The sequence below is a fragment of the Micromonospora sp. CPCC 205561 genome (assembly GCF_036906775.1).
In the GTDB taxonomy this organism is placed as follows: domain Bacteria; phylum Actinomycetota; class Actinomycetes; order Mycobacteriales; family Micromonosporaceae; genus Micromonospora.
Genome location: NZ_JBAKHV010000006.1, coordinates 25,008 through 45,672, shown reverse-complemented (window position 1 = coordinate 45,672; position 20,665 = coordinate 25,008). Strand labels below are relative to the sequence as shown.

The 20,665-nt window shown below is 75.6% G+C and carries 20 protein-coding genes and 1 pseudogene; 14 read left to right on the top strand and 7 right to left on the bottom strand.

The window, feature by feature from the left end; genetic code table 11:
* Positions 1 to 33 precede the first annotated feature (33 nt).
* A complete protein-coding gene (locus V6V16_RS06200) occupies positions 34 to 618 on the bottom strand; it encodes a copper resistance CopC family protein (protein ID WP_334560299.1) in 585 nt (194 codons plus the stop codon).
* Between the two features lie 275 nt (positions 619 to 893).
* Between V6V16_RS06200 and V6V16_RS06195 the strand changes: the two genes are divergently transcribed.
* Entirely contained in the window at positions 894 to 1,544 is a 651-nt protein-coding gene (locus tag V6V16_RS06195; RefSeq protein WP_334560297.1) for a hypothetical protein, read from the top strand.
* Between the two features lie 17 nt (positions 1,545 to 1,561).
* Here the strand turns inward: V6V16_RS06195 and V6V16_RS06190 are convergent, their stop codons facing one another.
* The gene (locus V6V16_RS06190) at positions 1,562 to 2,488 is read right to left on the bottom strand and encodes an NADP-dependent oxidoreductase (protein ID WP_334560295.1); all 927 of its coding nucleotides are present in this window, start codon (positions 2,486 to 2,488) and stop codon (positions 1,562 to 1,564) included.
* A gap of 36 nt (positions 2,489 to 2,524) precedes the next feature.
* Entirely contained in the window at positions 2,525 to 2,851 is a 327-nt protein-coding gene (locus V6V16_RS06185; RefSeq protein ID WP_334560292.1) for a hypothetical protein, read from the bottom strand.
* A gap of 260 nt (positions 2,852 to 3,111) precedes the next feature.
* Between V6V16_RS06185 and V6V16_RS06180 the strand changes: the two genes are divergently transcribed.
* From V6V16_RS06180 to V6V16_RS06145, 8 genes and pseudogenes are all read left to right on the top strand, one after another.
* Positions 3,112 to 4,302: a sensor histidine kinase gene (locus V6V16_RS06180; RefSeq protein WP_334560290.1), complete on the top strand. Its 1,191-nt coding sequence runs from the start codon at positions 3,112 to 3,114 to the stop codon at positions 4,300 to 4,302.
* A gap of 16 nt (positions 4,303 to 4,318) precedes the next feature.
* A complete protein-coding gene (locus V6V16_RS06175) occupies positions 4,319 to 4,987 on the top strand; it encodes a response regulator transcription factor (protein ID WP_334560288.1) in 669 nt (222 codons plus the stop codon).
* Between the two features lie 72 nt (positions 4,988 to 5,059).
* The gene (locus V6V16_RS06170) at positions 5,060 to 6,343 is read left to right on the top strand and encodes a PucR family transcriptional regulator (protein ID WP_334560505.1); all 1,284 of its coding nucleotides are present in this window, start codon (positions 5,060 to 5,062) and stop codon (positions 6,341 to 6,343) included.
* 78 nt (positions 6,344 to 6,421) lie between these two features.
* Positions 6,422 to 7,591, top strand: a complete 1,170-nt coding sequence (locus V6V16_RS06165) for an acyltransferase domain-containing protein (RefSeq protein WP_334560283.1) — start codon at positions 6,422 to 6,424, stop codon at positions 7,589 to 7,591.
* A gap of 58 nt (positions 7,592 to 7,649) precedes the next feature.
* Entirely contained in the window at positions 7,650 to 8,594 is a 945-nt protein-coding gene (locus tag V6V16_RS06160) for a beta-ketoacyl-ACP synthase III (protein WP_334560281.1), read from the top strand.
* Between the two features lie 86 nt (positions 8,595 to 8,680).
* Positions 8,681 to 8,920 carry an acyl carrier protein gene (locus V6V16_RS06155; protein ID WP_334560278.1) on the top strand — a complete coding sequence of 80 codons (240 nt, stop codon included), beginning with the start codon at positions 8,681 to 8,683 and terminating at the stop codon, positions 8,918 to 8,920.
* Between the two features lie 2 nt (positions 8,921 to 8,922).
* The gene (gene fabF / locus V6V16_RS06150; protein ID WP_334560274.1) at positions 8,923 to 10,149 is read left to right on the top strand and encodes a beta-ketoacyl-ACP synthase II; all 1,227 of its coding nucleotides are present in this window, start codon (positions 8,923 to 8,925) and stop codon (positions 10,147 to 10,149) included.
* A 51-nt stretch (positions 10,150 to 10,200) separates the two neighbouring features.
* Positions 10,201 to 11,600: pseudogene (locus tag V6V16_RS06145) on the top strand (acyl-CoA carboxylase subunit beta); the annotation flags it as partial.
* Positions 11,601 to 11,662: 62 nt separating this feature from the next.
* On the opposite strand, the gene V6V16_RS06140 reads toward V6V16_RS06145, so the two are convergent.
* Positions 11,663 to 11,881, bottom strand: coding sequence for a hypothetical protein (locus V6V16_RS06140; protein WP_334560272.1), 219 nt, complete (start codon positions 11,879 to 11,881; stop codon positions 11,663 to 11,665).
* A gap of 89 nt (positions 11,882 to 11,970) precedes the next feature.
* On the opposite strand from V6V16_RS06140, the gene V6V16_RS06135 reads away from it, so the two are divergent.
* Together V6V16_RS06135 and V6V16_RS06130 are read left to right on the top strand one after the other, a co-directional pair.
* On the top strand, positions 11,971 to 12,882 hold the full coding sequence (locus tag V6V16_RS06135) for a helix-turn-helix domain-containing protein (RefSeq protein ID WP_334560269.1): 912 nt from the start codon (positions 11,971 to 11,973) through the stop codon (positions 12,880 to 12,882).
* A 59-nt stretch (positions 12,883 to 12,941) separates the two neighbouring features.
* Positions 12,942 to 13,586 (top strand): lipoprotein, encoded by a 645-nt coding sequence (locus tag V6V16_RS06130; RefSeq protein ID WP_334560267.1) that lies wholly within the window; start codon positions 12,942 to 12,944, stop codon positions 13,584 to 13,586.
* A 5-nt stretch (positions 13,587 to 13,591) separates the two neighbouring features.
* Here the strand turns inward: V6V16_RS06130 and V6V16_RS06125 are convergent, their stop codons facing one another.
* Positions 13,592 to 15,328, bottom strand: coding sequence for a glycoside hydrolase family 3 protein (locus V6V16_RS06125; protein ID WP_334560265.1), 1,737 nt, complete (start codon positions 15,326 to 15,328; stop codon positions 13,592 to 13,594).
* 78 nt (positions 15,329 to 15,406) lie between these two features.
* Positions 15,407 to 15,898, bottom strand: coding sequence for a DUF3145 domain-containing protein (locus V6V16_RS06120; RefSeq protein WP_334560263.1), 492 nt, complete (start codon positions 15,896 to 15,898; stop codon positions 15,407 to 15,409).
* Between the two features lie 305 nt (positions 15,899 to 16,203).
* Here V6V16_RS06120 and V6V16_RS06115 point away from each other — a divergent pair, with 305 nt between their 5' ends.
* The gene (locus V6V16_RS06115; RefSeq protein WP_334560261.1) at positions 16,204 to 16,533 is read left to right on the top strand and encodes a hypothetical protein; all 330 of its coding nucleotides are present in this window, start codon (positions 16,204 to 16,206) and stop codon (positions 16,531 to 16,533) included.
* An 83-nt stretch (positions 16,534 to 16,616) separates the two neighbouring features.
* Here the strand turns inward: V6V16_RS06115 and V6V16_RS06110 are convergent, their stop codons facing one another.
* Positions 16,617 to 17,207: a carbonic anhydrase gene (locus V6V16_RS06110; protein WP_334560258.1), complete on the bottom strand. Its 591-nt coding sequence runs from the start codon at positions 17,205 to 17,207 to the stop codon at positions 16,617 to 16,619.
* A gap of 148 nt (positions 17,208 to 17,355) precedes the next feature.
* On the opposite strand from V6V16_RS06110, the gene V6V16_RS06105 reads away from it, so the two are divergent.
* Positions 17,356 to 18,315, top strand: a complete 960-nt coding sequence (locus V6V16_RS06105) for an alpha/beta fold hydrolase (RefSeq protein ID WP_334560257.1) — start codon at positions 17,356 to 17,358, stop codon at positions 18,313 to 18,315.
* Between the two features lie 123 nt (positions 18,316 to 18,438).
* Complete coding sequence (locus V6V16_RS06100) at positions 18,439 to 20,556, top strand: HelD family protein (RefSeq protein ID WP_334560255.1); 2,118 nt, start codon at positions 18,439 to 18,441, stop codon at positions 20,554 to 20,556.
* Positions 20,557 to 20,665: the final 109 nt, after the last annotated feature.

Sequence of the window (20,665 nt, the reverse complement as noted above, 5' to 3'; positions counted from 1 at the left end):
CGCGTCAGGGGCGGGTGCCGACGCGTCGCCGACTCAGCGACGGGCGGCGCGGCGGCGGAGCAGCAGGCCCGCCGCGAGGGCGGCGAGGAGCAGCGCACCGCCCAGCGCCCACAGCCAGCCGCGCCCGGAGGCGTCGTCCTCCCGCGACGCCGGCACCGCCGCCGCGCCCGGGCCCGTCGGCGCCGCGTTCGTCGGCGACGGCACCGCCGAGGCCGGCCCGTTCCCCGTCGGTGACGGCGCGGCCGACGCGGTGGGCGCGACGGCCGACGACTCGGCGGGGGTGCCGGTGGTGAGGGTGAACCGCACCTCGCCGGAGACCGGGTGCCCGTCGCTGGAGGCCACCCGGTAGCCGACGATGTAGAGCCCGGCCCGGCCCGGCTTGAACGGGACGCTCACCCGGGAGCCGGAGAAGGCCGGCGCGCCGCCCAGCGCGGCCACGTTGTCGGGCCCGGTGACTGTGATCTTCGTCGTAGCCGGGTCCGCCTTCGCGAGGAACCGCAGCTCGATCTTGGCCGGAGCCTGGGCCACCCGGGCGCCGTCGCGCGGGTCGCTGCCGGTCAGCGAGTTGTGGGCCGCCGCCGGCGCGGCCGGCAACACCAGCGACACACCGAGCGCCACGCCGAACACCACTGGCCAGGTACGTGCCGTGCGTGGGAACCTGCCCCCCATGAACCCCTCCGTAAAGGTACGATCCGCCCGCTGACCAACGGCCGACGTTCATTGGTCGGGCCGGGATCACAGATAGTTCCAATTACTGTTCCACGAGCTGCAACCGATCGACGTTCTGCGCAGTCTTGAGGGTGGCACCCGGCGCCGGGTTGGTCACTCCGTCGGCCATCCAACGCGCGTGACCTGCAGCGAAGCCATCCATCGAACGGGGCGAGGAGGCGGCGATGGTCCGAACGATGCGGCGGATGGTCGCGATGTTGGCGGGCGGGCTCGCGGCGGCGGTCCTGTCGCTCGGGTTCGCCGCGACGGCGACGGCGGCGCCGAAGCCGGTGCCCGCGGCCGTGCAGATCACCGGGGAAGGGCTCGCCGAGCCGCTGCGGTTGCACGCCGAGGCGCACCCGGGACACGTGGTGGCGATCATCGACCAGGTGAACTTCCTCGGCCGCACCGGCCAGGCCACCGGGCCGAAGGCCGCCGAGCTCGGTCCGAAGTACACGGTCGTCGTGCTCGCCGGTGACGTCCCGAAGCAGACCTACGACCTCTACCCGAAGGCGGTCGGCGGGCCGCGCGTCTACCGCCCGGCCAAGCAGCCGGACGCCCGTAAGGCCGTCGCCGGCTGGTTCCTCGGCCGGCTCAGCATGTCGGAGACCCTGCGCACCGCCGGCGTACCGCTGGAGCGGCAGTTCGACACCGTCAGCGGCGGCGTCGGCGGCGGCGAGCGGGTCATCCCGGAGGACGCCCTCAACCCGGCGAAGGATCTCGACGAGGCGCTCGGCGAGTTGCAGCGGCTGCTCCTGCTCAACGTCGCGGTGGTGCTGGTCATCACGTCCGGCCTCGCCGGGATCGCGCTGCTGGTCCGCCGCCGCACCCGCTGAACCCGGCGCCCGCCGGGTCAGACCTCCAGGACCACCTTGCCGCGCACGTGCCCCGCCTCGACCAGGCGGTGCGCGTCCGCGGCCCGCGCCAACGGGAACGTCCGTGCCACGTGGACGCTCAGCCGGCCGGCGTCGACGAGCCCGCCGAGCACCCCCAGGTCCACGGTCGACGGCTTGACGAACAGATAACTGCCGCCCAGGCGGGTGACGTGCTCCGGGTCCGCCGTGGAGACCAGTCGCGCCGGGCGGGTGATCAGCCCGGCCGACACGTCGAGCGCCGCCCCGCCGAAGAGGTCGAGCACCACGTCCACCCCGTCGGGCGCGATCGCGCGGACCCGGTCGGCCAGCCCGTCGCCGTACGCGACCGGCTCGGCGCCCAGGGAGCGGACGAAGTCGTGGTTGGCCGCGCCGGCCGTGCCGATCACGCGGTCCGCGCCGAGCGCGCGGGCGATCTGCACCGCGAGGTGACCCACCCCGCCCGACGCCCCGTGCACCAGCACCGTGTCGCCGGCGCCGGTGCGGGCCGACAGCAGTGCCTGGTATGCCGTGAGACCCGCCAGCGGCAGTCCGGCCGCCTGTGCCCAGGACGCCCGGACCGGCCGGGCCGCCAGCGTCCGCTCGGGCGCCGGGACGAGTTCGGCGTACGTGCCGTACTGGACGTGGTCGCGTCGGACGTACCCGACGACCTCGTCGTCCACCGCGAACCCGGTCACCGCCGGCCCCACCGCCTCGACCACCCCGGCCGCGTCCCAGCCGGGGACGAGCGGGAAGTGACCCGGGATCACGCCGGCCAGCTCCCCCTCGCGCACCTTCCAGTCGACCGGGTTCACGCCGGCCGCCCGGACCCGGACGAGCACCGTGTCCGGCCCGACGGGCGGGGTGGGAAGCTCCTGGAGGGTGAGCAGGTCGGCCGGGCCGTACGCGTCGATCGCGATCGCCTTCACGCCGATCACGCTAGCGGCCGGACGGCCTGCCCAGGGTCAGCACCAGCGGCGTGGCGGTCGCTCGCGGCGGGCGGCGCGCCGCCGGGGACGGACCGGGCCGTGCCGGTGCCCGCCGGCCCAGCCGGGCAGGTCGCTCTGGCAGCCCGGCGCGGCGGGCGGCTCCGCCTCGCCGTGGGAGGCGGGCTCGGCGGTGCGCTGCCGGGGCACCGTGACGTCGTCGTCGCGCTCGGGCATGCGGGCCGGCGCCTCCGCCGGGAACCCGCCGGGCAACCGGCGGTGCTTGGCGGCCGCCTGCTGCTCGTGGTGTCCGGGCCGGCAGGGCTCACCCTGGGCGCAGCCGTGCTCGGCCTCCCCGTGCGCCATCCCGGTCTCCTCACGCGTCGCCCCCACCCCGCCGGGTCGCTCCGACGGGCCCTGTCACCGTACTGGCCGGGGCGGACCGGTCGTGCAGCCGGACCCGGATCGACGCAGCGCCCGCGCGGGGAGATCGTCTTCCGCCCCGGCCCACCCCGGAGGGTGACGGGTCGGCGGGCGGCGGGGTAGGTCTTTCGGGGGACGCGGGCGTGGGCGGAGTCCTCCGCCGGTCTGAGTCCGGCCGGCGGCCGGTGTGGTGGGATCGGTCCATGCGACCGCGGACCTGGCTCCGGCCCGGCACCGCCGGCCGGGACCTCGCGCTCGCCGGCGCGTCCCTGCTCGGTGGGGTGGTGATGTACGGCCTGGGCACGCAGCCCCAGCTGTCCTGGCGCCCGGACGTGCCGGAACCGCTGTTCCTGCTGCCGCTGACGGCGGTCTGCGCGGCGGTGGGCCTGCGCCGCGTCGCCACCCGGGGCAGCCTGGCGCTGGGCACGGTGGCGACGCTGGCCGACCTCGCGATGGGCGGCTCGCTGGGCACCGTCCTCGTCTACACCCAGGTGCTCTACGACGCGTGCGTGTTCGGTTCGGCGCGGACCTGGCGCCGGCTGCTCCGGGTCATGGTCGGGTTGAGCGTCCTCGGCACGGCGGCCGGGGTGCTGCTGACGGGCGACTGGCGGGGCGTGGGGTTCGGGGTGCCGGTGGTGCTGGCCGGGGTGCTGCCGGTGCTCACCGGGCTCAGCGTGCGGCAGTACCGGGACCAGGCGGTCGCCGAGCGGGCCCGGGCCGAGCAGACGGCGCGGCTGGTGGAGCTTGACCGCCGGCAGGCGGTGATCGCGGAACGGGCCCGGATGGCCCGCGAGCTGCACGACGTGATCGCCAACCACCTGAGCGCTGTGGCCATCCACGCCACGGCCGCGCTCTCCGTGCCCGGGCTCGACCGCTCGCAGGTCGAGTCGGCACTGCGGGTGATCCGGGAGAGCAGCGTGCAGGGGTTGGGCGAGATGCGGCAGATGATCGGCCTGCTGCGCGAGCCGGCGGAGGGCGGCTCGCCCGTCGACGCGTCGGACGAGGCGACCCGGGCCCGGCTCAGCGAACTCGACGGGCTGGTCGACCGGGCCCGCGCCGCCGGGCTGGCCGTCCGGGTGACCCGGCGCGGCGAGCCGCGCGCGCTGCCGGTGGGGGTGGACCTGGCCGCGTACCGGATCGTGCAGGAGTCGCTGACCAACGCGCTCAAGCACGGCGCCGGCGAGGCCGACCTGCTGGTGGCGTACGAGCCGGCGGGGGTGGTGGTGGGTGTGGAGAACCCGGTCGGCGCCGACCGGGGCGCCCCGACCGGCGCGGGCGCCGGCCTGATCGGGATACGGGAGCGGGCGGTGCTGCTCGACGGGCGCTTCTCGGCCGGCGCGGCGCGGGGACGCTGGCGGGTACGGGTGGAGCTGCCGACCGGGGTGGCGTCGTGAGGGGACGGGACGTGTCATGGCCCAGGTGACCCGGGTGCTGCTCGCCGAGGACCAGCCGGCGGTGCGGGCCGGGCTGGCGCTGATCCTGGCCGGCGCGCCCGGCGTCGAGGTGGTGGGCGAGGCCGACGACGGCGTGGAGGCCGTCCGGCTCTGCCGGGAGCTGCGCCCGGACGTCGCGGTGCTGGACGTGCGGATGCCCCGGCTGGACGGCATCTCGGCCACCCGGGAGATCGTCGCCGACCGGCTCGCCGACGTGCTCGTGCTCACCACCTTCGACCTCGACGAGTACGTCTTCGGGGCGCTGCGGGCCGGCGCGGCGGGCTTCGTCCTCAAGGACACCGACGCCGAAGGGCTGGTGGCGGCGGTGCGGACGGTCGCCCGGGGCGAGGGGTTCATCGCCCCGGCGGTCACCCGCCGCCTGATCACCGCGTTCGCGGCGGCCGCCCCGGCCGCCACCGCCGCGGCCCGGACGGCGGTGGCCGCGCTGACCCCCCGGGAGCGCGACGTGCTGGCCTGCCTCGGGCTCGGGCTGTCCAACCAGCAGATCGCCGACCGGCTGGCGATGGCCGGGAGCACCACCAAGACCCACGTCAGTCGGATCCTCGCCAAGCTGGACCTGCGCAGCCGGGTACAGGCCGCCATCCTGGCCCAGGAGCTGGGCCTGCCCGTCCCCCCGCCGTCCTGACCCGCCCCGGGCTCGCCGCCCGCCGGCACGGCAGGGCGGGCCGGTGCCCGCGCCCCGCCCGGCGGCGAGCCGCTGGTCGGGGCGTGTCAGGCTGGGGCGGTGAGCGAGCCGGACGGGACGGAGCTGTCGGCCACGCTGCGCCGGATCGAGCGGGCCGCGGGGGCGCTGGCCACCGCCAGCGTGGCCCGGATGGACGAGAGCCTGCCCTGGTTCCGCGGCCTGCCGCCCGACCACCGCTCCTGGGTCATGCTGGTGGCCCAGGCGGGCGCCCGGTCCCTGGTGCAGTGGCTGCGCGACGGCGGTGGCACGGCGGACAGCACCCAGGAGGTCTCCGACGAGGTCTTCGCCACCGCGCCGCAGGCGCTCGCCCGCTCCATCAGCCTCCAGCAGACCGTCGCGCTGGTGAAGGTCATGATCGACGTGGTCGAGGAACAGGTGCCGCACCTGGCGGCGCCGGGCGAGGAGCGGCAGCTGCGCGAGGCGGTGCTGCGGTTCTCCCGGGAGATCGCCTTCGCCGCCGCCCGGGTGTACGCCCGCGCCGCCGAGTCGCGCGGCTCCTGGGACGCCCGGTTGCAGGCTCTGCTGGTCGACGCGCTGCTGCGGGGCGACACGCCGGACGTGCTGGCGAGCCGCGCGGCGGCGCTCGGCTGGGCGGACGCCCCGCCGGTGGCGGTGGCGGTCGGCCGGTCCCCCGGCGGGGAGGTCTCCGCCGTGCTGCACACCGTCCACCGGCAGGCCCGGCGCATCGGCACCGAGGTGATCGGCGGGGTGCACGGGGACCGTCTGGTGATCGTCCTCGGTGGTGCCGCCGACCCGGTCGCGGCCACGGGCAAGCTGCTCGACGCGTTCGGCGACGGGCCGGTGGTGGTCGGTCCGGCCGTGCCGAGCCTGGACGAGGCGACCGAGTCGGCGCGCGCCGCGCTGGCCGGCTTCCGCGCCGCCCCGGCCTGGCCGGCCGCGCCCCGCCCGGTGCCGGCGGACGACCTGCTGCCGGAGCGGGCGCTGGCCGGCGACCCGGAGGCGCGCCGGCGGCTGCGGCACGACGTCTACGCCGCGCTGGTGCGCGCCGGCGGCGAACTGCTCGGGACCCTGGACGCCTTCCTCGCGGCCGGCGGCACGCTGGAGAGCGCCGCGCGGACACTCTTCGTGCACCCGAACACGGTGCGCTACCGGCTGCGGCGCATCGCCGACGTCACGGGCTTCTCGCCGCTGGCGGCGCGGGACACGTTCGCGCTCCAGGTGGCCCTCACCGTCGGCCGGCTCGACCCGGTGGTCCCGATGGCACCAACCCCGACATTGGCCGCGAGCAACGGCAAAGCTCCGCACACGGGTGATGATCGCCGCCGATCTTTGTAGGATCCCCCCAAAGGTCCTAGTGTGGTTTGGTCGGGGGCGGCACAGCGCTACCCACGCGTATCCGGGAGAGTCATAGACGTGCTCGCCGTACTCTCGCCCGGCCAGGGTTCCCAGAAGCCCGGCTTCCTGACTCCCTGGCTCGACCTCGCCGGCACCGAGGCGCGGCTGCGCTGGTGGTCGGCGTCGGCCGGGGTGGACCTGCTGCACCTCGGGACCGTGGCCGACGCCGACGAGATCAGGGACACCGCCCGGACCCAGCCGCTGCTGGTCGCCGCCGCGCTGCTCGCCGCCGAGCACCTGCCGATGCACGACGTCACGCTCACCGCCGGGCACAGCGTGGGCGAGCTGGGGGCGGCGGCGCTGGCCGGGGTGCTCCCGGCGGAGGCGGCGATCACCCTGGCCGGCGTACGCGGCCGGGAGATGGCGGCGGCCTGCGCGCTGGAGCCGACCGGGATGGCCGCCGTGCTGGGCGGCGACCCCGGCGAGGTGCTCGCCTCGATCGCCGCGCACGGGCTGCACCCGGCCAACCACAACGGGGCCGGCCAGTTCGTCGCCGCCGGCTCGATCGAGGGGTTGGAGAAGCTCGCCGCCGAGCCGCCCGCCAGGGCGCGGGTGATCCGCCTGAAGGTGGCCGGGGCGTTCCACACGCCGTACATGGCCCCCGCCGAGGCGGCGCTGGCCGCCGTGGCCGCCGGGATCACCCCCGCCGACCCGGCCCGGATCCTGCTGTCCAACCTCGACGGCGCCGCGGTCGACCACGGGCGCGACATGGTGCAGCGCCTCGTCCGCCAGGTCACCGCGCCGGTGCGTTGGGACCTCTGCGTGCGTACGCTGGCCGACCTGGGGGTGACCGGCGTGATCGAGCTGCCTCCGGCCGGCACGCTCTCGGGCCTGCTCAAACGGGAGCTGAAGGAGGCCGGCGTCCCGGAGATCGTCACCCTGAACACCCCGGACGACCTGCCCGCCGCCCGGGACCTCGTCGCCCGGCACGGAATGGCGCCGGGCCACGAGCCGACCATGCAGTTCCGGGTGGTGGTGGCCCCGTCGGCCGGCACCTTCCAGCCGGCGGAGGGCCTCGCCGAGGGCGAGCCGCTCCGCGTCGGCCAGGTCGTCGGCCACGTGGCCACCCGGCAGGGCCCGGTCGAGGTGACCGCCCACGGCAGCGGCGTGCTCACCGAGTGGCTCGCCCACCACGACGACCCGGTGGCACCGGGCCAGCCGCTCGTCCGAATCGGAGGTCACGCGTGAGTGCGAGGAACGAGCCGGGGTCGCGGGTCCCGCGGTCGCGAACGGAAGGACAGCTCTGATGGCCGGCAGCCGGATCGCCGCGCTCGGGCACTACCAGCCCTCCCGGGTGGTCACCAACGAGGACATCGCCCAGCTCGTCGAGACCAACGACGAGTGGATCCGGGACCGGGTCGGCATCGCCAGCCGGCGGATCGCCGACGGCGAGTCGGTCGCCGACATGGCCGCCGCGGCCGCCGGCAAGGCGCTGGCCAACTCCGGTCTCACCGCCGCCGACATCGACCTCGTCGTGGTCGCGACGTGCAGCTCCGCCGACCGCAGCCCGAACGTGGCCTGCCGGGTCGCCGCCAAGCTGGGCATCACCGCTCCCGGCGCGTACGACCTGAACACGGCGTGCTCCGGCTTCGCCTACGCGCTGGGCACCGTCGACCACGCCGTCCGGGCCGGCGCCTCGCGCAACGCCCTCGTCATCGGCGCGGAGAAGCTCTCCGACATCGTCGACTGGACGGACCGCTCCACCTGCATCATCTTCGCCGACGGTGCCGGCGCGGCGGTGGTGTCGGCCACCGCCGAGGGCGAGCCCTCCGGCATCGGCCCGGTCGTCTGGGGCTCGGCTCCGGAGAGAGGCGACGCCGTACGCATCGAGGGCTGGCGGCCCTCGATCCAGCAGGAGGGGCAGTCGGTCTTCCGCTGGGCCACCACGGAGCTGGCGCCGCTGGCCCGGCTCGCGTGCGAGCGCGCCGGGGTCGAACCGTCGGAGCTGGCCGCCTTCGTGCCGCACCAGGCCAACACCCGGATCATCGACGGCATCGTCAAGCGGCTCGGCATCTCGAACGCGATCATCGCGAAGGACATCGTCGAGTCCGGCAACACGTCGGCGGCGAGCGTCCCCCTGGCTCTGTCGAAGCTCGTCGAGCGGCGGGAGGTGCCCTCGGGCGCCCCGGTGCTGCTCTTCGGCTTCGGCGGCGGCCTGACCTACGCCGGTCAGGTCGTCCGCTGCCCCTGAAACCCCCTCCGGCGAGCTGCGCCGGGGAGTGACGGCCGGCGTCGTCGGCCGTCGAAGTGATCCACCAATGAAAGGAACCAACCGCAATGACCCGTGACGAGATCACCGCCGGCCTCGCCGAGATCCTCGAAGAGGTTGCCGGGGTGAGCCCGGACGACGTGGCCGAGGGGAAGTCCTTCACCGACGACCTGGACGTCGACTCGCTCTCCATGGTGGAGGTCGTGGTGGCGGCCGAGGAGAAGTTCGGCGTCAAGATCCCGGACAACGAGGTGCAGAACCTGAAGACCGTCGGGGACGCCGTCACCTACATCGAGGCGCAGTCCTGATCATGGCTCACACCGACGTCGTCGTCACCGGGCTCGGCGCGACCACCCCGCTGGGCGGGGACGTCGCGTCGACCTGGGACGCCATGCTCGCCGGCCGCTCCGGGGTGAGTCCGCTCACCCAGGAGTGGGCCGCGCAACTGCCGGTCCGGATCGCCGCCCAGCTCGCGGTGGAACCGACCGGCGTCATCGACCGGGTCAAGCTGCGTCGGCTGGACCGTTCCGAGGCGATCGCGCTCATCGCGGCGCAGCAGGCCTGGGCCGACTCCGGCCTGGCCGACTCCGGGCTGGACCCGGAGCGGCTGGGCGTCAGCGTCGGCTCCGGCATCGGCGGCGCGCTGACGTTGCTCGCCCAGGACGACATCCTGGAGGCGTCCGGCCCGCGCCGGGTCTCCCCGCACACCATTCCGATGCTGATGCCCAACGGGCCCGCCGCCTGGGTGGGGCTGGAGCTGGGCGCGAAGGCGGGGGTGCACTCGGTGGCCAGCGCCTGCGCGACCGGCGCGGAGGCCATCGCGCTCGGCATGGACATGATCCGTGCCGGCCGGGCCGACGTGGTGGTGGCCGGCGGCACCGAGGCGGTCATCCACCAGCTGCCGATCGCCGGGTTCAGTTCGATGCGGGCGATGTCGACCCGCAACGACGAGCCGGAGCTGGCCTCGCGGCCCTGGGACAAGGCCCGCGACGGTTTCGTGCTGGGCGAGGGCGCGGGGATCGTGGTGCTGGAACGGGCGGACCACGCCGCCGCCCGGGGTGCCCGGGTCTACGCCCGGCTGGCCGGGGCCGGCCTCACCTCCGACGGCTACGACATCGTCCAGCCGCACCCGGAGGGCGAGGGCGCGATCCGGGCCATCGCGATGGCGATCGCGGACGCGGACGTCGCCAGGCAGGACATCGTGCACGTGAACGCGCACGCCACGTCGACCCCCGTCGGCGACGTGGCCGAGATCACCGCGCTGCGGGCGGCGCTGGGCGACCACCCGGTGCTGACCTCGACCAAGTCGATGTCCGGTCACCTGCTGGGCGCGGCGGGCGCGCTCGAGTCGATCGCCACCGTGCTGGCGATCCGCGACGGTGTCGTGCCTCCGACGATCAACCTCGACGACCCGGACGACGGACTCAGCCTGGACGTCGCCGCCAACGAGCCGCGGCGCATGGACATCCCCGCCGCGCTCAACAACTCGTTCGGCTTCGGCGGCCACAACGTGGCCCTCGTCTTCACGCGGGCCTGAGCGCAGCACAGCCTTGGAGGGGCTCACGTGACCAGCACCGCCACCGTCGGCGTGGACGCCACGCCCGGCGCGGACCACCGGGATCCGGAGGTCCGGCTCCGGGCGTTGTTCGACGCCGGTTCGCTGCGGTTGTCGGTGCCGCGGGACGCCTCGGACGTGCTGTGGGCGCGGGGTGAGGTCGAGGGCGCGCCGGTGGTCGCGTACGCGACGGACGCGACCCGGATGGGCGGGGCGATGGGCACCGAGGGGTGCCGGCACGTCGTGGACGCGATCGACACCGCCGTGCGGGAGCGGGTGCCCGTGGTGGGGCTGTGGCACTCGGGTGGGGCGCGGTTGGCCGAGGGCGTGGTCGCGCTCGACGCGGTGGGTCAGGTGTTCGCGGCGATGGTGCGGGCGTCGGGTCGGGTGCCGCAGATCTCGACGGTGCTGGGCCCGGCGGCCGGCGGGGCGGCGTACGGGCCGGCGTTGACCGACATCGTGGTGATGAGCGGGGCGGGCCGGATCTTCGTGACCGGCCCTGAGGTGGTGCGTAGCGTCACCGGCGAGCAGGTCGACATGGCGCGCCTGGGTGGGCCGGAGCCGCACGGCCGCCGCTCCGGGGTGGTCCACGTGACCTGCCCGGACGACGAGACGGCGCTGGCCGAGTCGCGCAGGCTCGCGGCGTTGCTCGGCCGGCAGGGCCGGCTGTCGCCCGACGACGTCTCCGCCGACGGGGCCGGGCACGACCTGGCGGCGAGGATGCCGGCGGAGCCGAACCAGGCCTACGACGTCAGGCCGGTGGTCAAGGCGCTGTTGGACGCCCCCGGCGTGGAGTTGCACGCCAGGCGGGCGCCGAACGTGGTCACCACCCTGGGCCGCTTCGCCGGCCGCACCGTCGGGGTGGTGGCGAACAACCCGCTGCGCCTGGGTGGCTGCCTCGACGCCGCCAGCGCCGAGAAGGCCGCCCGGTTCGTGCGGATGTGCGACTCCCTCGGCGTGCCGCTGATCGTCCTGGTCGACGTCCCCGGCTACCTCCCCGGCCTCGGCCAGGAGTGGGACGGGGTCGTACGCCGGGGTGCGGAACTGCTGCACGCCTTCGCCGAGGCCGTCGTGCCCCGCGTCACCCTGGTGACCCGCAAGGCCTACGGCGGGGCGTACATCGCGATGAACTCCCGTTCCCTGGGCGCCTCCGCCGTGTTCGCCTGGCCGAACGCGGAGGTCGCCGTCATGGGCGCCAGCGCCGCGGTCAACATCCTGCACCGCAGGAGGCTCGCCGCCGCGCCCGCCGAGGAGCGCGAGGCCCTCCGCGCGCAGCTGGTCGAGGAGCAGATCCGCGTCGCCGGCGGCGTCAACCGCGCCTGGAGATCGGTGTCGTCGACGACGTCATCGCCCCCGCCGAGACCCGCCGCCGCATCGCCGAGGCCCTCGCCGCGGCCCCGGCCGCCCGGGGCGCCCACGGCAACATCCCACTCCAGGGCGGCCACGGCGCTCAGGGCGGCCACCGGCAGGGCCGGCGCGGGCCCTGCCGCGTGGCTCAGCCGCGGTTGCGGGGGTGCTGGCGGGCGGCCCGCTCGTTGCCCCGACGGTAGTTGCCGGTCCACCGGGCCATCACGAGCTGCGGGTCGCCGTCGACCTCGGCGAGGAACTCCGCCGCCCGGCCGCCGCGCAGGGTGCCGGCCGCCCGGCCGTGGTGCGTGATCACCACCGTGCCGTCCGACCGCTCGACGTACGCGAAACCCTCAGCCGTCCCCATGTGCGCCGAGGGTGCCAGGCGGGGCGGACGGAAGCCAGGGGATTTTCCTGCTTGACTCTCCAGCGGCCGGAGGCGGGAGGCTTCTCGACGTGGACGACCGCACCGACCTGTTCACCATCGGGCAGCTCGCCCGCCGCACCGGCCTCTCCGTCCGGACGATCCGCTTCTGGTCCGACCTCGGCCTGCTCCCACCGACCGCCCGGTCGGCCGGCGGGTACCGGCTCTACGACGCGCCCGCCGTGGCCCGGCTGGACCTGGTGCGGAGCCTGCGGGAGCTGGGGTTCGGCCTGGACGACGTCCGGCGGATCCTGGAGCGGCGGACCAGCGTCCGGGAGGTGGCGCAGGCGCACGGCCGCGCCCTGGACGCGGAGATCCGCGCGCTGCGGCTGCGCCGGGCGGTGTTGCGGTCGGTCGCCCGACGTGGCAGCACGACCGAGGAGTTGAGACTGGTGAACGACCTGGCCCGCCTCTCCGCGCGGGAGCGGCAGCAGATCATCGACGATTTCGTCGCCGAGGTGTTCGGCGGTGTGCCGACCGGCCCGGGCGGTGACGGGCTGGCGCAGGCGATGCGGACGCTCCCCGCCGAGCTGCCCGACGACCCCACCGACGAGGAGGTGGACGCCTGGGTGGAGCTGGCCGGGCTGGTCGCCGACCCCGCGTTCCGGCTGCGGGTCCGCGCGATGGCGGTGGCCGGGGCGGCGGCGTCCCCGCCGCCGGCGATGCCCTCCGTCGAGCCGGCGCGCGCCGCGCTCGCCGCCGGGATCGCCCCAAACTCGGGGCGCGCGCGGGCGGTGCTCGACGAGATGGTGGACCCGGGGCTGTCCGGCGCCGAACGGCTCGCGCTCGCCGAGGGCATCGCGGCCTTCACCGACCGGCAGGTGGAGCGTTACTGGCAGCTGATCGGGGTGCTCAACCGGCGGCCCCCGTTCCCGCCGGCGGTGCCCGCCGTGGAGTGGCTGGTGGCGGCCCTGCGCGCGGCACCGGTGGACCAACCGGGTTGACGTCGCCGGTCCGCGCCGCTTTGCTGGGCCGGCCTTCGTCGCCATCGGGAATGGACACCATGGAACGTCGTACCCGCGTCGCCGTGCTCGCGGCGCTGACCGTCGCGCTGACCGGCGGCTGCGCCGACGGCGGGGAGTCGCCGTCGAGCGCCGGCTCGCCGTCGGCCCCGCCGAGCCCCACCACCTCGCCGGTGACCCCCGGCCCGCCCTGGCACGACGAGGTGGTGGCGGCGCCCGCCGGTGTCACCGTCGGCGGCAAGGGCACGCCCTGCGAGCTGCCGGTCACGTTCTCGGTGCCGGCGGGGTGGAAGGTCGAGGCGGTCAGGACGTCGGCGAAGTTCGGCGAGGCCGGCCTCGTGGGATTCACCATGATCTGCGAACTCGACGCCCGGCCCACCGGCGCCGTCGGCTTCCTCCGGGTCTGGCGGGGCGACCCCGGCAGCACCCAGCAGCGGTTCGAGAGGTTCCTGACCGCATACTCGGCGAAGGCGGCCGACGCCGAGTACCGGCGCGTCAGGGCCGGCACCATGGACGCCGTCGAGGCCAGCTACTTCAAGGAGGACGGTGGGACCTACCGCGACCGGGCCGTCGTCATGTCCGCCTGGCGCCACAGCGTGGTGTTCACCCTGGACGCCCCGGAGGTCGAGGAGCTGCTGCCCGCGTACCAGCTGGCGAAGCAGTCGGCCCGGATCAACCGCGACTGAGCCGGTCAGGCGCGGCAGGTGGTGGCCGGCAGGCCGGTCACCCGCACCGGGGAGCGGCCTTCCGGGCGGGTCTTGCCGGCGAGCACCCCGGCGAGGGCGGTCATCGACGCCTGGCTGGACGAGTAGGTCGCCAGCAGGGTCGGTGACTTCGCCTTCGCCAACACGTACGGGGTGTCCATGGCGACCGTGACGGCGGCGTCGGCGCGCAGGTCGCCGGCGCCGTCGCCGTAGCCGACGAGGTGCACCACCGTGCCGCCGCCGGCCACCACCTCGACCCCGGCCGCCTTGAGCGCCTCGGTCAGCGCCGCCCGGGTGTGGTCCCGCCCGCCCGAGGAGCTGACGGTCACCGGTCCCCGTACGCCGCCGCCGCAGGCGCCGCGCAGCACCGTCACCGCCGCCGCGGCCAGGTCCTCCACCGCCTTGCGGTGCTGCGGGCCGCCCAGCGTGGAGAGTTCCGGCGCGGGCCGGTCGGCAAGCTTGAACTTCATGGTCAGCACCCGGGTCGCGGCCTCGACGAGGCGGGCCCGGGGCAGCGAGCCGTCGCGCAGGGCGGCGAGCAGCCCGTCGTAGGCCTTGCCGACGTGCGGCGGCATCAGGATCAGGTCGTTGCCGGCCTTCAGCGCCCGCACCGCCGCCTCGCCGGGCGACCAGCGCTTGGCGGGGGGCATGTTCATCCCGTCGGTGATCACCACGCCCCGGAAGCCGAGCTGGCCGCGGAGCACGCCGGTGAGCAGCTTGTGCGAGAAGGTCGCCGCGGTGCCGGGGTCCACCGACCGGACGTCGAGGTGGGCGGACATCACGGCCATCGCGCCGGCGTCGATGCCGGCGGAGAAGGGCGGCCACGCCCCGCTCTCCAGCGTCCTGCGGGGCTGGCCGAGGACCGGCAGTCCCTCGTGCGAGTCGGCGGCGCTGTGCCCGTGGCCCGGGAAGTGCTTGACGGTGGCCGCCACGCCCGCGGCCTGCAGGCCACGGACCGCGCCGGCGACCTGCCCCGCCGTCACCTTCGGATCCGCCCCGTACGACCGGGAGCCGATCACGGTGCTGCGGGTGGCGAGCACGTCGGCGACGGGGGCGAAGTCGAGGTTGATCCCCATGGCGGCGAGTTCGGCGCCCGCCGCCCGCCAGGCGGCCTCGGTCAGCTCGGGCCTGGCGGCCGCGCCGGCGGCGAGGGCGCTGGGCAGCAGGGTCACCCCGTCGGTGACGCGGGTGACCACGCCGTACTCCTGGTCGGTGCCGATCAGGAAGGGCGCCTGCCCGGCGGGCAGTCGGGCGGCGGCGCCGCGCAGGCCGTCGGTGAGCGCGCGGACCTGCTTCGGGTTGTCGACGTTGGTCGTCTCCTGGTTGCCCTTGGTGGGGTCGTCGGCGCTGAAGCCGACCAGGATCAACCCGCCCAGCCGGTACTTCTCGACCATCTGGGCGGGGGTGTCCACCCCGCCCAGCGCCTGGTTGCCGGCGGCCGAGCCGGGCGACACCCGGGTGGCGGCGTCGCCGTAGGCGTACGGCATCAGCACCTGGCCGACGAGATCTTCGTCGGCCAGGGTGCCGACGAGGGCGACGGCGCGGGCGGCGGGGTCGGCGGCGGGGACGCTGGCGCCGGGTGTCGGGGTGTCCGCCGGGGCGGCGCTGGTGGGCACCGGGGCGGCACGGCGCTCGGCCGGCCCGGTGCAGCCGGAGACGAACAGCGCGGTCAGGGCGGCGAGCGCGACGCCGGCACGTCGCGGGGTAGTCGACACGGGCCCCATCCCACCAGTTCGCCCCTTATCGGGGCAACTTGACCTTCACCCGTCCGGGGAGCCGGCCCCGGCCCCGGGCTGGGCGGTTCAGCCGACGCGGGTGAGCAGGGTCACCGGGGCGCCGTCGCCCGCGTACCGGTAGGGCTCCAGCTCCGCGTCCCACGCGGTGCCCAGCGCCTTGTCGAGCGCGTGCGCGAGGGCCTCCGGCGCCCGGGCGGCCGCCATGATGGCGCGCAGCCGGTCCTCGCCGAGCTGGATGTCGCCGGCCGCCCCGACGGTCGCCCGGAAGAGACCGCGCCCGGGCACGTACATGAAGCGCTCGCCGTCCGCGCCGGGGCTCGGTTCCTCGGTCACCTCGAAACGGATCATGGGCCACTGCCGGAGGGCAGCAGCCAGCTCGGCGCCCGTCCCCGGACGGCCGGTCCACCCGCACTCGGCCCGGCGGACGCCGGGGTCGACGGGCTGAGCCGTCCACTGCAGGTTGACCGGCGCGGCGAGGACGCGCGCGATCGCCCACTCGACGTGTGAGCACACGGCGAGCGGGGTCGAGTGGACGTATACGACGCCACGCGTTGGCACGGTGACCTCCCGGAGAGCGAGGTGCGTCTTCCCCTACGACCTCGACCACCCGGGTGGTTGCTGCAACACATGATGACTGGTGTGACGGATGGTGCGCCAGGGAATCGGAGAATTCGCGGTCGGAATAGCCGGACGGGTGGCCCGGTTGACCCCCACGACGCGATGACCAGCCAGGGACCGTGTTCGTGTACAGTTCCATCGGCGGCCTGTGCCGCGCACATCTTCGCGGGCCTCACCCACCGGGTGTCGCCCGCAACAGCCCCCGGACGTTCCGTCCTCCCGTACGTCTTGCAAGGAGTACCTCCGTGGCGAGCAACACCTCTAAGACCGCGCGCGCGTCAGTCCGGGCCGGCCAGGCTGGCCAGGGTGGCGCCCTCAGCGTGCTGGGCGAGTTCAAGTACCTGATCCCGCTCAACGGCGGCAAGCACGCCTACGTGCGGAACCTGACCAACGGCAAGACCGCGCACCTGCGCACCGACTCCGAGGCCTTCGTCGAGGAGATCCGGGTGCTGGCTGCCGCCGGCCACGCCGCGAAGATCCGGGCCGAGCTCAACAACCTCAACGCCACCCACCCGGGTGACGGCTGGGACGCCACCGAGAAGCGCCTCGTCGAGGCCGGCGTCTTCGAGGGCTGAGCCTCCCCACGCGGCACCCGAACCGCCCGCCGGGATCATCCCGGCGGGCGGTTCCGCGTCCGCGGCACCCGCGCGGTGCCTCGTCACGCCTCCAACAGGGCCACCTCGCCGGTCGCCAGGTCGTAGAGCGCGCCGACCACCGCGAGCCGGCCGGCCGCGACCGGGGCGGCGAGCAGGTGGTCGGCGCGCAGGGCGGCCACCGTACGGAGCACGTGCCGCCGGACGGCCATCGGCCGGACCCGGGGGTCGTCGACCCCCACCTCGGTCACCGCCGGGGCGATCTGGTCGACCAGGTGGGCCAGCGCGCCGCCCGGCGACGTCCCGCCGCGCAGCGCGTCCACGGTGGCGGCGACCGCGCCGCACCGCTCGTGGCCGAGCACCATCACCAGCGGTACGCCCAGTTCGCCGACCACGTACTCGATGGAGCCCAGCACGGCCCGGTCGAGCACGTGCCCGCCGGTGCGGATCACGCAGATCGAGCCGAACGTCTGGTCGAAGATCGCCTCCAGCGGCACCCGCGAGTCGATGCAGCCGAGCAGCACCGCGTACGGCTGCTGGTCGCCCGAGGCCGCCGCGGCGGCGGCCGTGACGTCGTGGCCGTGCACCGGCTGACCGCTGACGAAGCGGCGGTTGCCGGCGAGCAGTTCGGCCAGCGCGGTCCGGGGCGACCCCATGGCCTTCAGCGTGGCGGGCGCGTGGCAAGCGCGGAGCCGGTTGCGAATCTTCTCACCGGGACGGTTGTCGTGGTCTGATGACGGGTAGCCGGTGTTACCACCGGGTATTCCCGGTGTCGCGGTTCCGTACGGCCCTGGGGAGGTGGCGATGCCGGAGGACGTGGAGGTACGTCTTCCCGACGGCGTACGCCTGCACGTCGAGACGACCGGCCCGGCCGAGGCCGGGGTGACCGTCGTGCTGCTGCACGGCTGGACACTCGACGCGCGGGCCTGGCACCGGCAGCTCACCGACCTGCGGCGGCGCTTCGGCGACGCGGTGCGGGTGGTCGCCTACGACGCCCGCGGGCACGGCCGGTCGAGCTGCATGGCGCTGCCCACCGCCACGCTGGCGCAGCTCGGCGACGACCTGGCCGCGGTGCTGGACGAGGTGGCCCCGGCCGGTCGGGTGGTGCTCGTCGGGCACTCGATGGGCGGAATGACGATCATGGAGTACGCGCACCGCCACCCCGAGCACTTCGCCGCCCGCACGGCCGGGCTGGTCTTCGTCTCCACGACGGCCGAGGGCCACACGCACACCGCCTACGGCCTCTCGCCCCGCATCGCCCGGCTGATCCGGCTCGCCGAGACCACCGGGGCCGGCGTACTGGCCCGCTGCGGGTCCTGGCGGCCGCCCCGGGCGCTGCTGCGCGCGCTGCGTCCGAGCATCCGCTGGATGCTCTTCGGCGACCGCTGCGACCCGCACGACATCCGGCTGGTCACCTCGGCGGTGGCCCGCGCGTCGCTGCGTTCGATCGGCGGGTTCCGCGCCTCCATCGGCACGCAGCACCGGCTGGACACCCTCACTGCGCTCGCCCACCTGCCGGCGGCCGCGCTCGTCGGCGACCGGGATCGGCTCACCCCGCCGCCGTGCGCCGAGTCGATCGCCGCCGCGCTGCCGGCGACCGAACTGACCGTCTGCCCGGGCGGCGGCCACATGCTGATGATGGAACGCCCCGACGAGGTCAACGACGCCGTGGGCGGCGTACTCGACCGGGTGCTCGCCGCCCCCGGGAGCGGCGCCCCGGCGGCGCGCGGTCGGGTCGGGTCGGGCGGATCCGGGAGCGTGTGACGCGGGTTCCTTTCCCACTCCGGTGCCGCCGCCGGTGGCGCGCGGGCCGTACCCTCTTGCGGTTGGCCTGGCGCGGTTCACCCGGATCGCACCGCCCGCCGCCGACGTCAGGAGGAGCGAGCGGTGACCGACCAGACCACCCTGGAGCGGGAGATGGCCGTCGAGCAGCGGCATCTCGACCGGGTGTACGCCCGACTGGCCGAGCTGCGCCGGTCGGCGGTCAGCGCCGAGAAGGAGGGCTACCGGCTCGCCCGGGTGGGCAACTTCGGGGCGCTGGTCGAGCGGGACGCGATGGTTTTCCACGCCGCGCGGCGGCGGCACATGCTGGACGCCGAGCACGAGGGCCTGGTCTTCGGCCGGCTGGACCTGCTCGACCGGCAGGTGTTCCACGTCGGGCGGCTCGGCATCCGGGACGAGGACGCGTCCACTCTGGTGGTCGACTGGCGGGCCCCCGCCGCCGCCGCCTTCTACCAGGCCACCCCGGCGCAGCCGCTGGGCGTGGTGCGGCGGCGCACGATCCAGTCCTCAGGCGAGCGGGTCACCCGGATCGAGGACGACCTGCTCGACCCGGTCGCCGCGCCCGCCGACATGGCGGTGGTCGGCGACGGCGCGCTGCTGGCGACGCTGTCGAAGGCCACCGGCCGGGGCATGCGGGACATCGTCGCCACCATCCAGCGGGAGCAGGACGAGGCGATCCGCTCCCCCGGCTCGGGCGTGACGCTCGTGTCCGGCGGCCCCGGCACCGGCAAGACGGCGGTCGCGCTGCACCGCGCCGCGTACCTGCTCTATTCCGACCGCAGCCGGTACGCCGGCGGCGGCATCCTGGTGGTCGGCCCCTCCTCGGTCTTCGTGGAGTACATCGCCTCGGTGCTGCCCTCGCTCGGCGAGGAGACCGCCACCCTGCACTCGCTGGGCACGCTCTTTCCCGGCATGAGCGCCACCCGCACCGATCCGCCGGCCGTGGCGGCCGTCAAGGGCTCGCTGCGGATGCGGCGGGTGCTGGAGCGGGCGGCCCGGGACGCGGTGCCGGGCGGCCCGACCGAGCTGCGCCTGCTCTACCGGGGGCAGCTGCTCCGGCTGGAGCGCCGCGAGCTGGACGGGATCCGGGACCGGGCGATGCCCCGGGGCGCCCGGCGCAACGAGATCCGCCGGGCGGGCTTCGACGGGGTCTTCGCGGCGCTCTGGGCGCAGGCCCGCCGGCTGGGCGTCGGGCGGCTGCCCGAGCAGCGCGCGTTCGAGGACGAGATCGCCGAGCGGCCGGAGTTCCGGGAGTTCCTCAAGGCGTGGTGGCCCCGGCTGCACCCCCGGCACGTGCTGGGCTGGCTGGCCCGCCCGGACCGGCTGCACCGCTACGCCTTGGGGATCCTCTCCCGGGCCGAGATCCGGCTGCTGGCCGACGCGTACCGGCGTCTGGACGACGACGGGCTGACGATCGCCGACGTCGCGCTGCTGGACGAGCTGGACGCGCTGCTCGGCAAGCCGCTGCGGCCCGCCCGGGCGAAGCGGGACCCGTTCCAGCTCGCCGGCGGCGTCCGGGAGCTGAGCACCTTCGCCGACCGGCAGCGCGCCGCCCGTGAGGCGGCCCGGGAGCGCCCGGAGGACTACCGGGAGTACGCCCACGTGGTCGTCGACGAGTCGCAGGACGTCTCGCCGATGCAGTGGCGCATGATCGGCCGGCGCGGCCGGCTGGCCTCGTGGACCGTGGTGGGCGACCCGGCGCAGACGGCGTGGACGGGCGATCCGGACGAGCTGGACCGGGCCCGGGACCAGGCGCTGGGGCGACGCAGGCGGCACCGCTTCACCCTGACCACGAACTACCGCAACTCGGCGGAGATCTTCGCGGTGGCGGCGGCCGAGATCCGCCGCCTGCACCCCGACCTCCCGCTGCCCCGGGCGGTGCGCTCGACCGGCGTCGACCCGGTCGAGCTGGCGGTGCCGCCGGCGGAGCTGCGGGCCGCCGTGGTGGCGGCGGCCGCCGCGCTGCTGGCAGAGGTCGAGGGCACCGTCGGCGTGATCACCCCGGTGCCCCGCCGCGACGAGGTGGCCGGCTGGCTGGCCGGGCTGGGCGCGCCGCGCCTGCAGGTGGTCACCAGCCTGGAGGCCAAGGGCATGGAGTACGACGGGGTCGTCCTCGTCGCCCCGGGCGAGATCCGGGCCGACCCCGGCTCCGGGGTGCGCACGCTCTACGTCGCGCTCTCCCGGGCCACCCAGCGGCTGACCACCGTCGACCCGACCGGCTGAGGCCGCCGGGCCCACCCCACTTCGCCCCGCCGGCGTCCCCCTGGCCGACCGGCCGGGGTCTCCGACTTACTTGCACACATTGCGATGTGAGCATAGATTGGACGCGGAT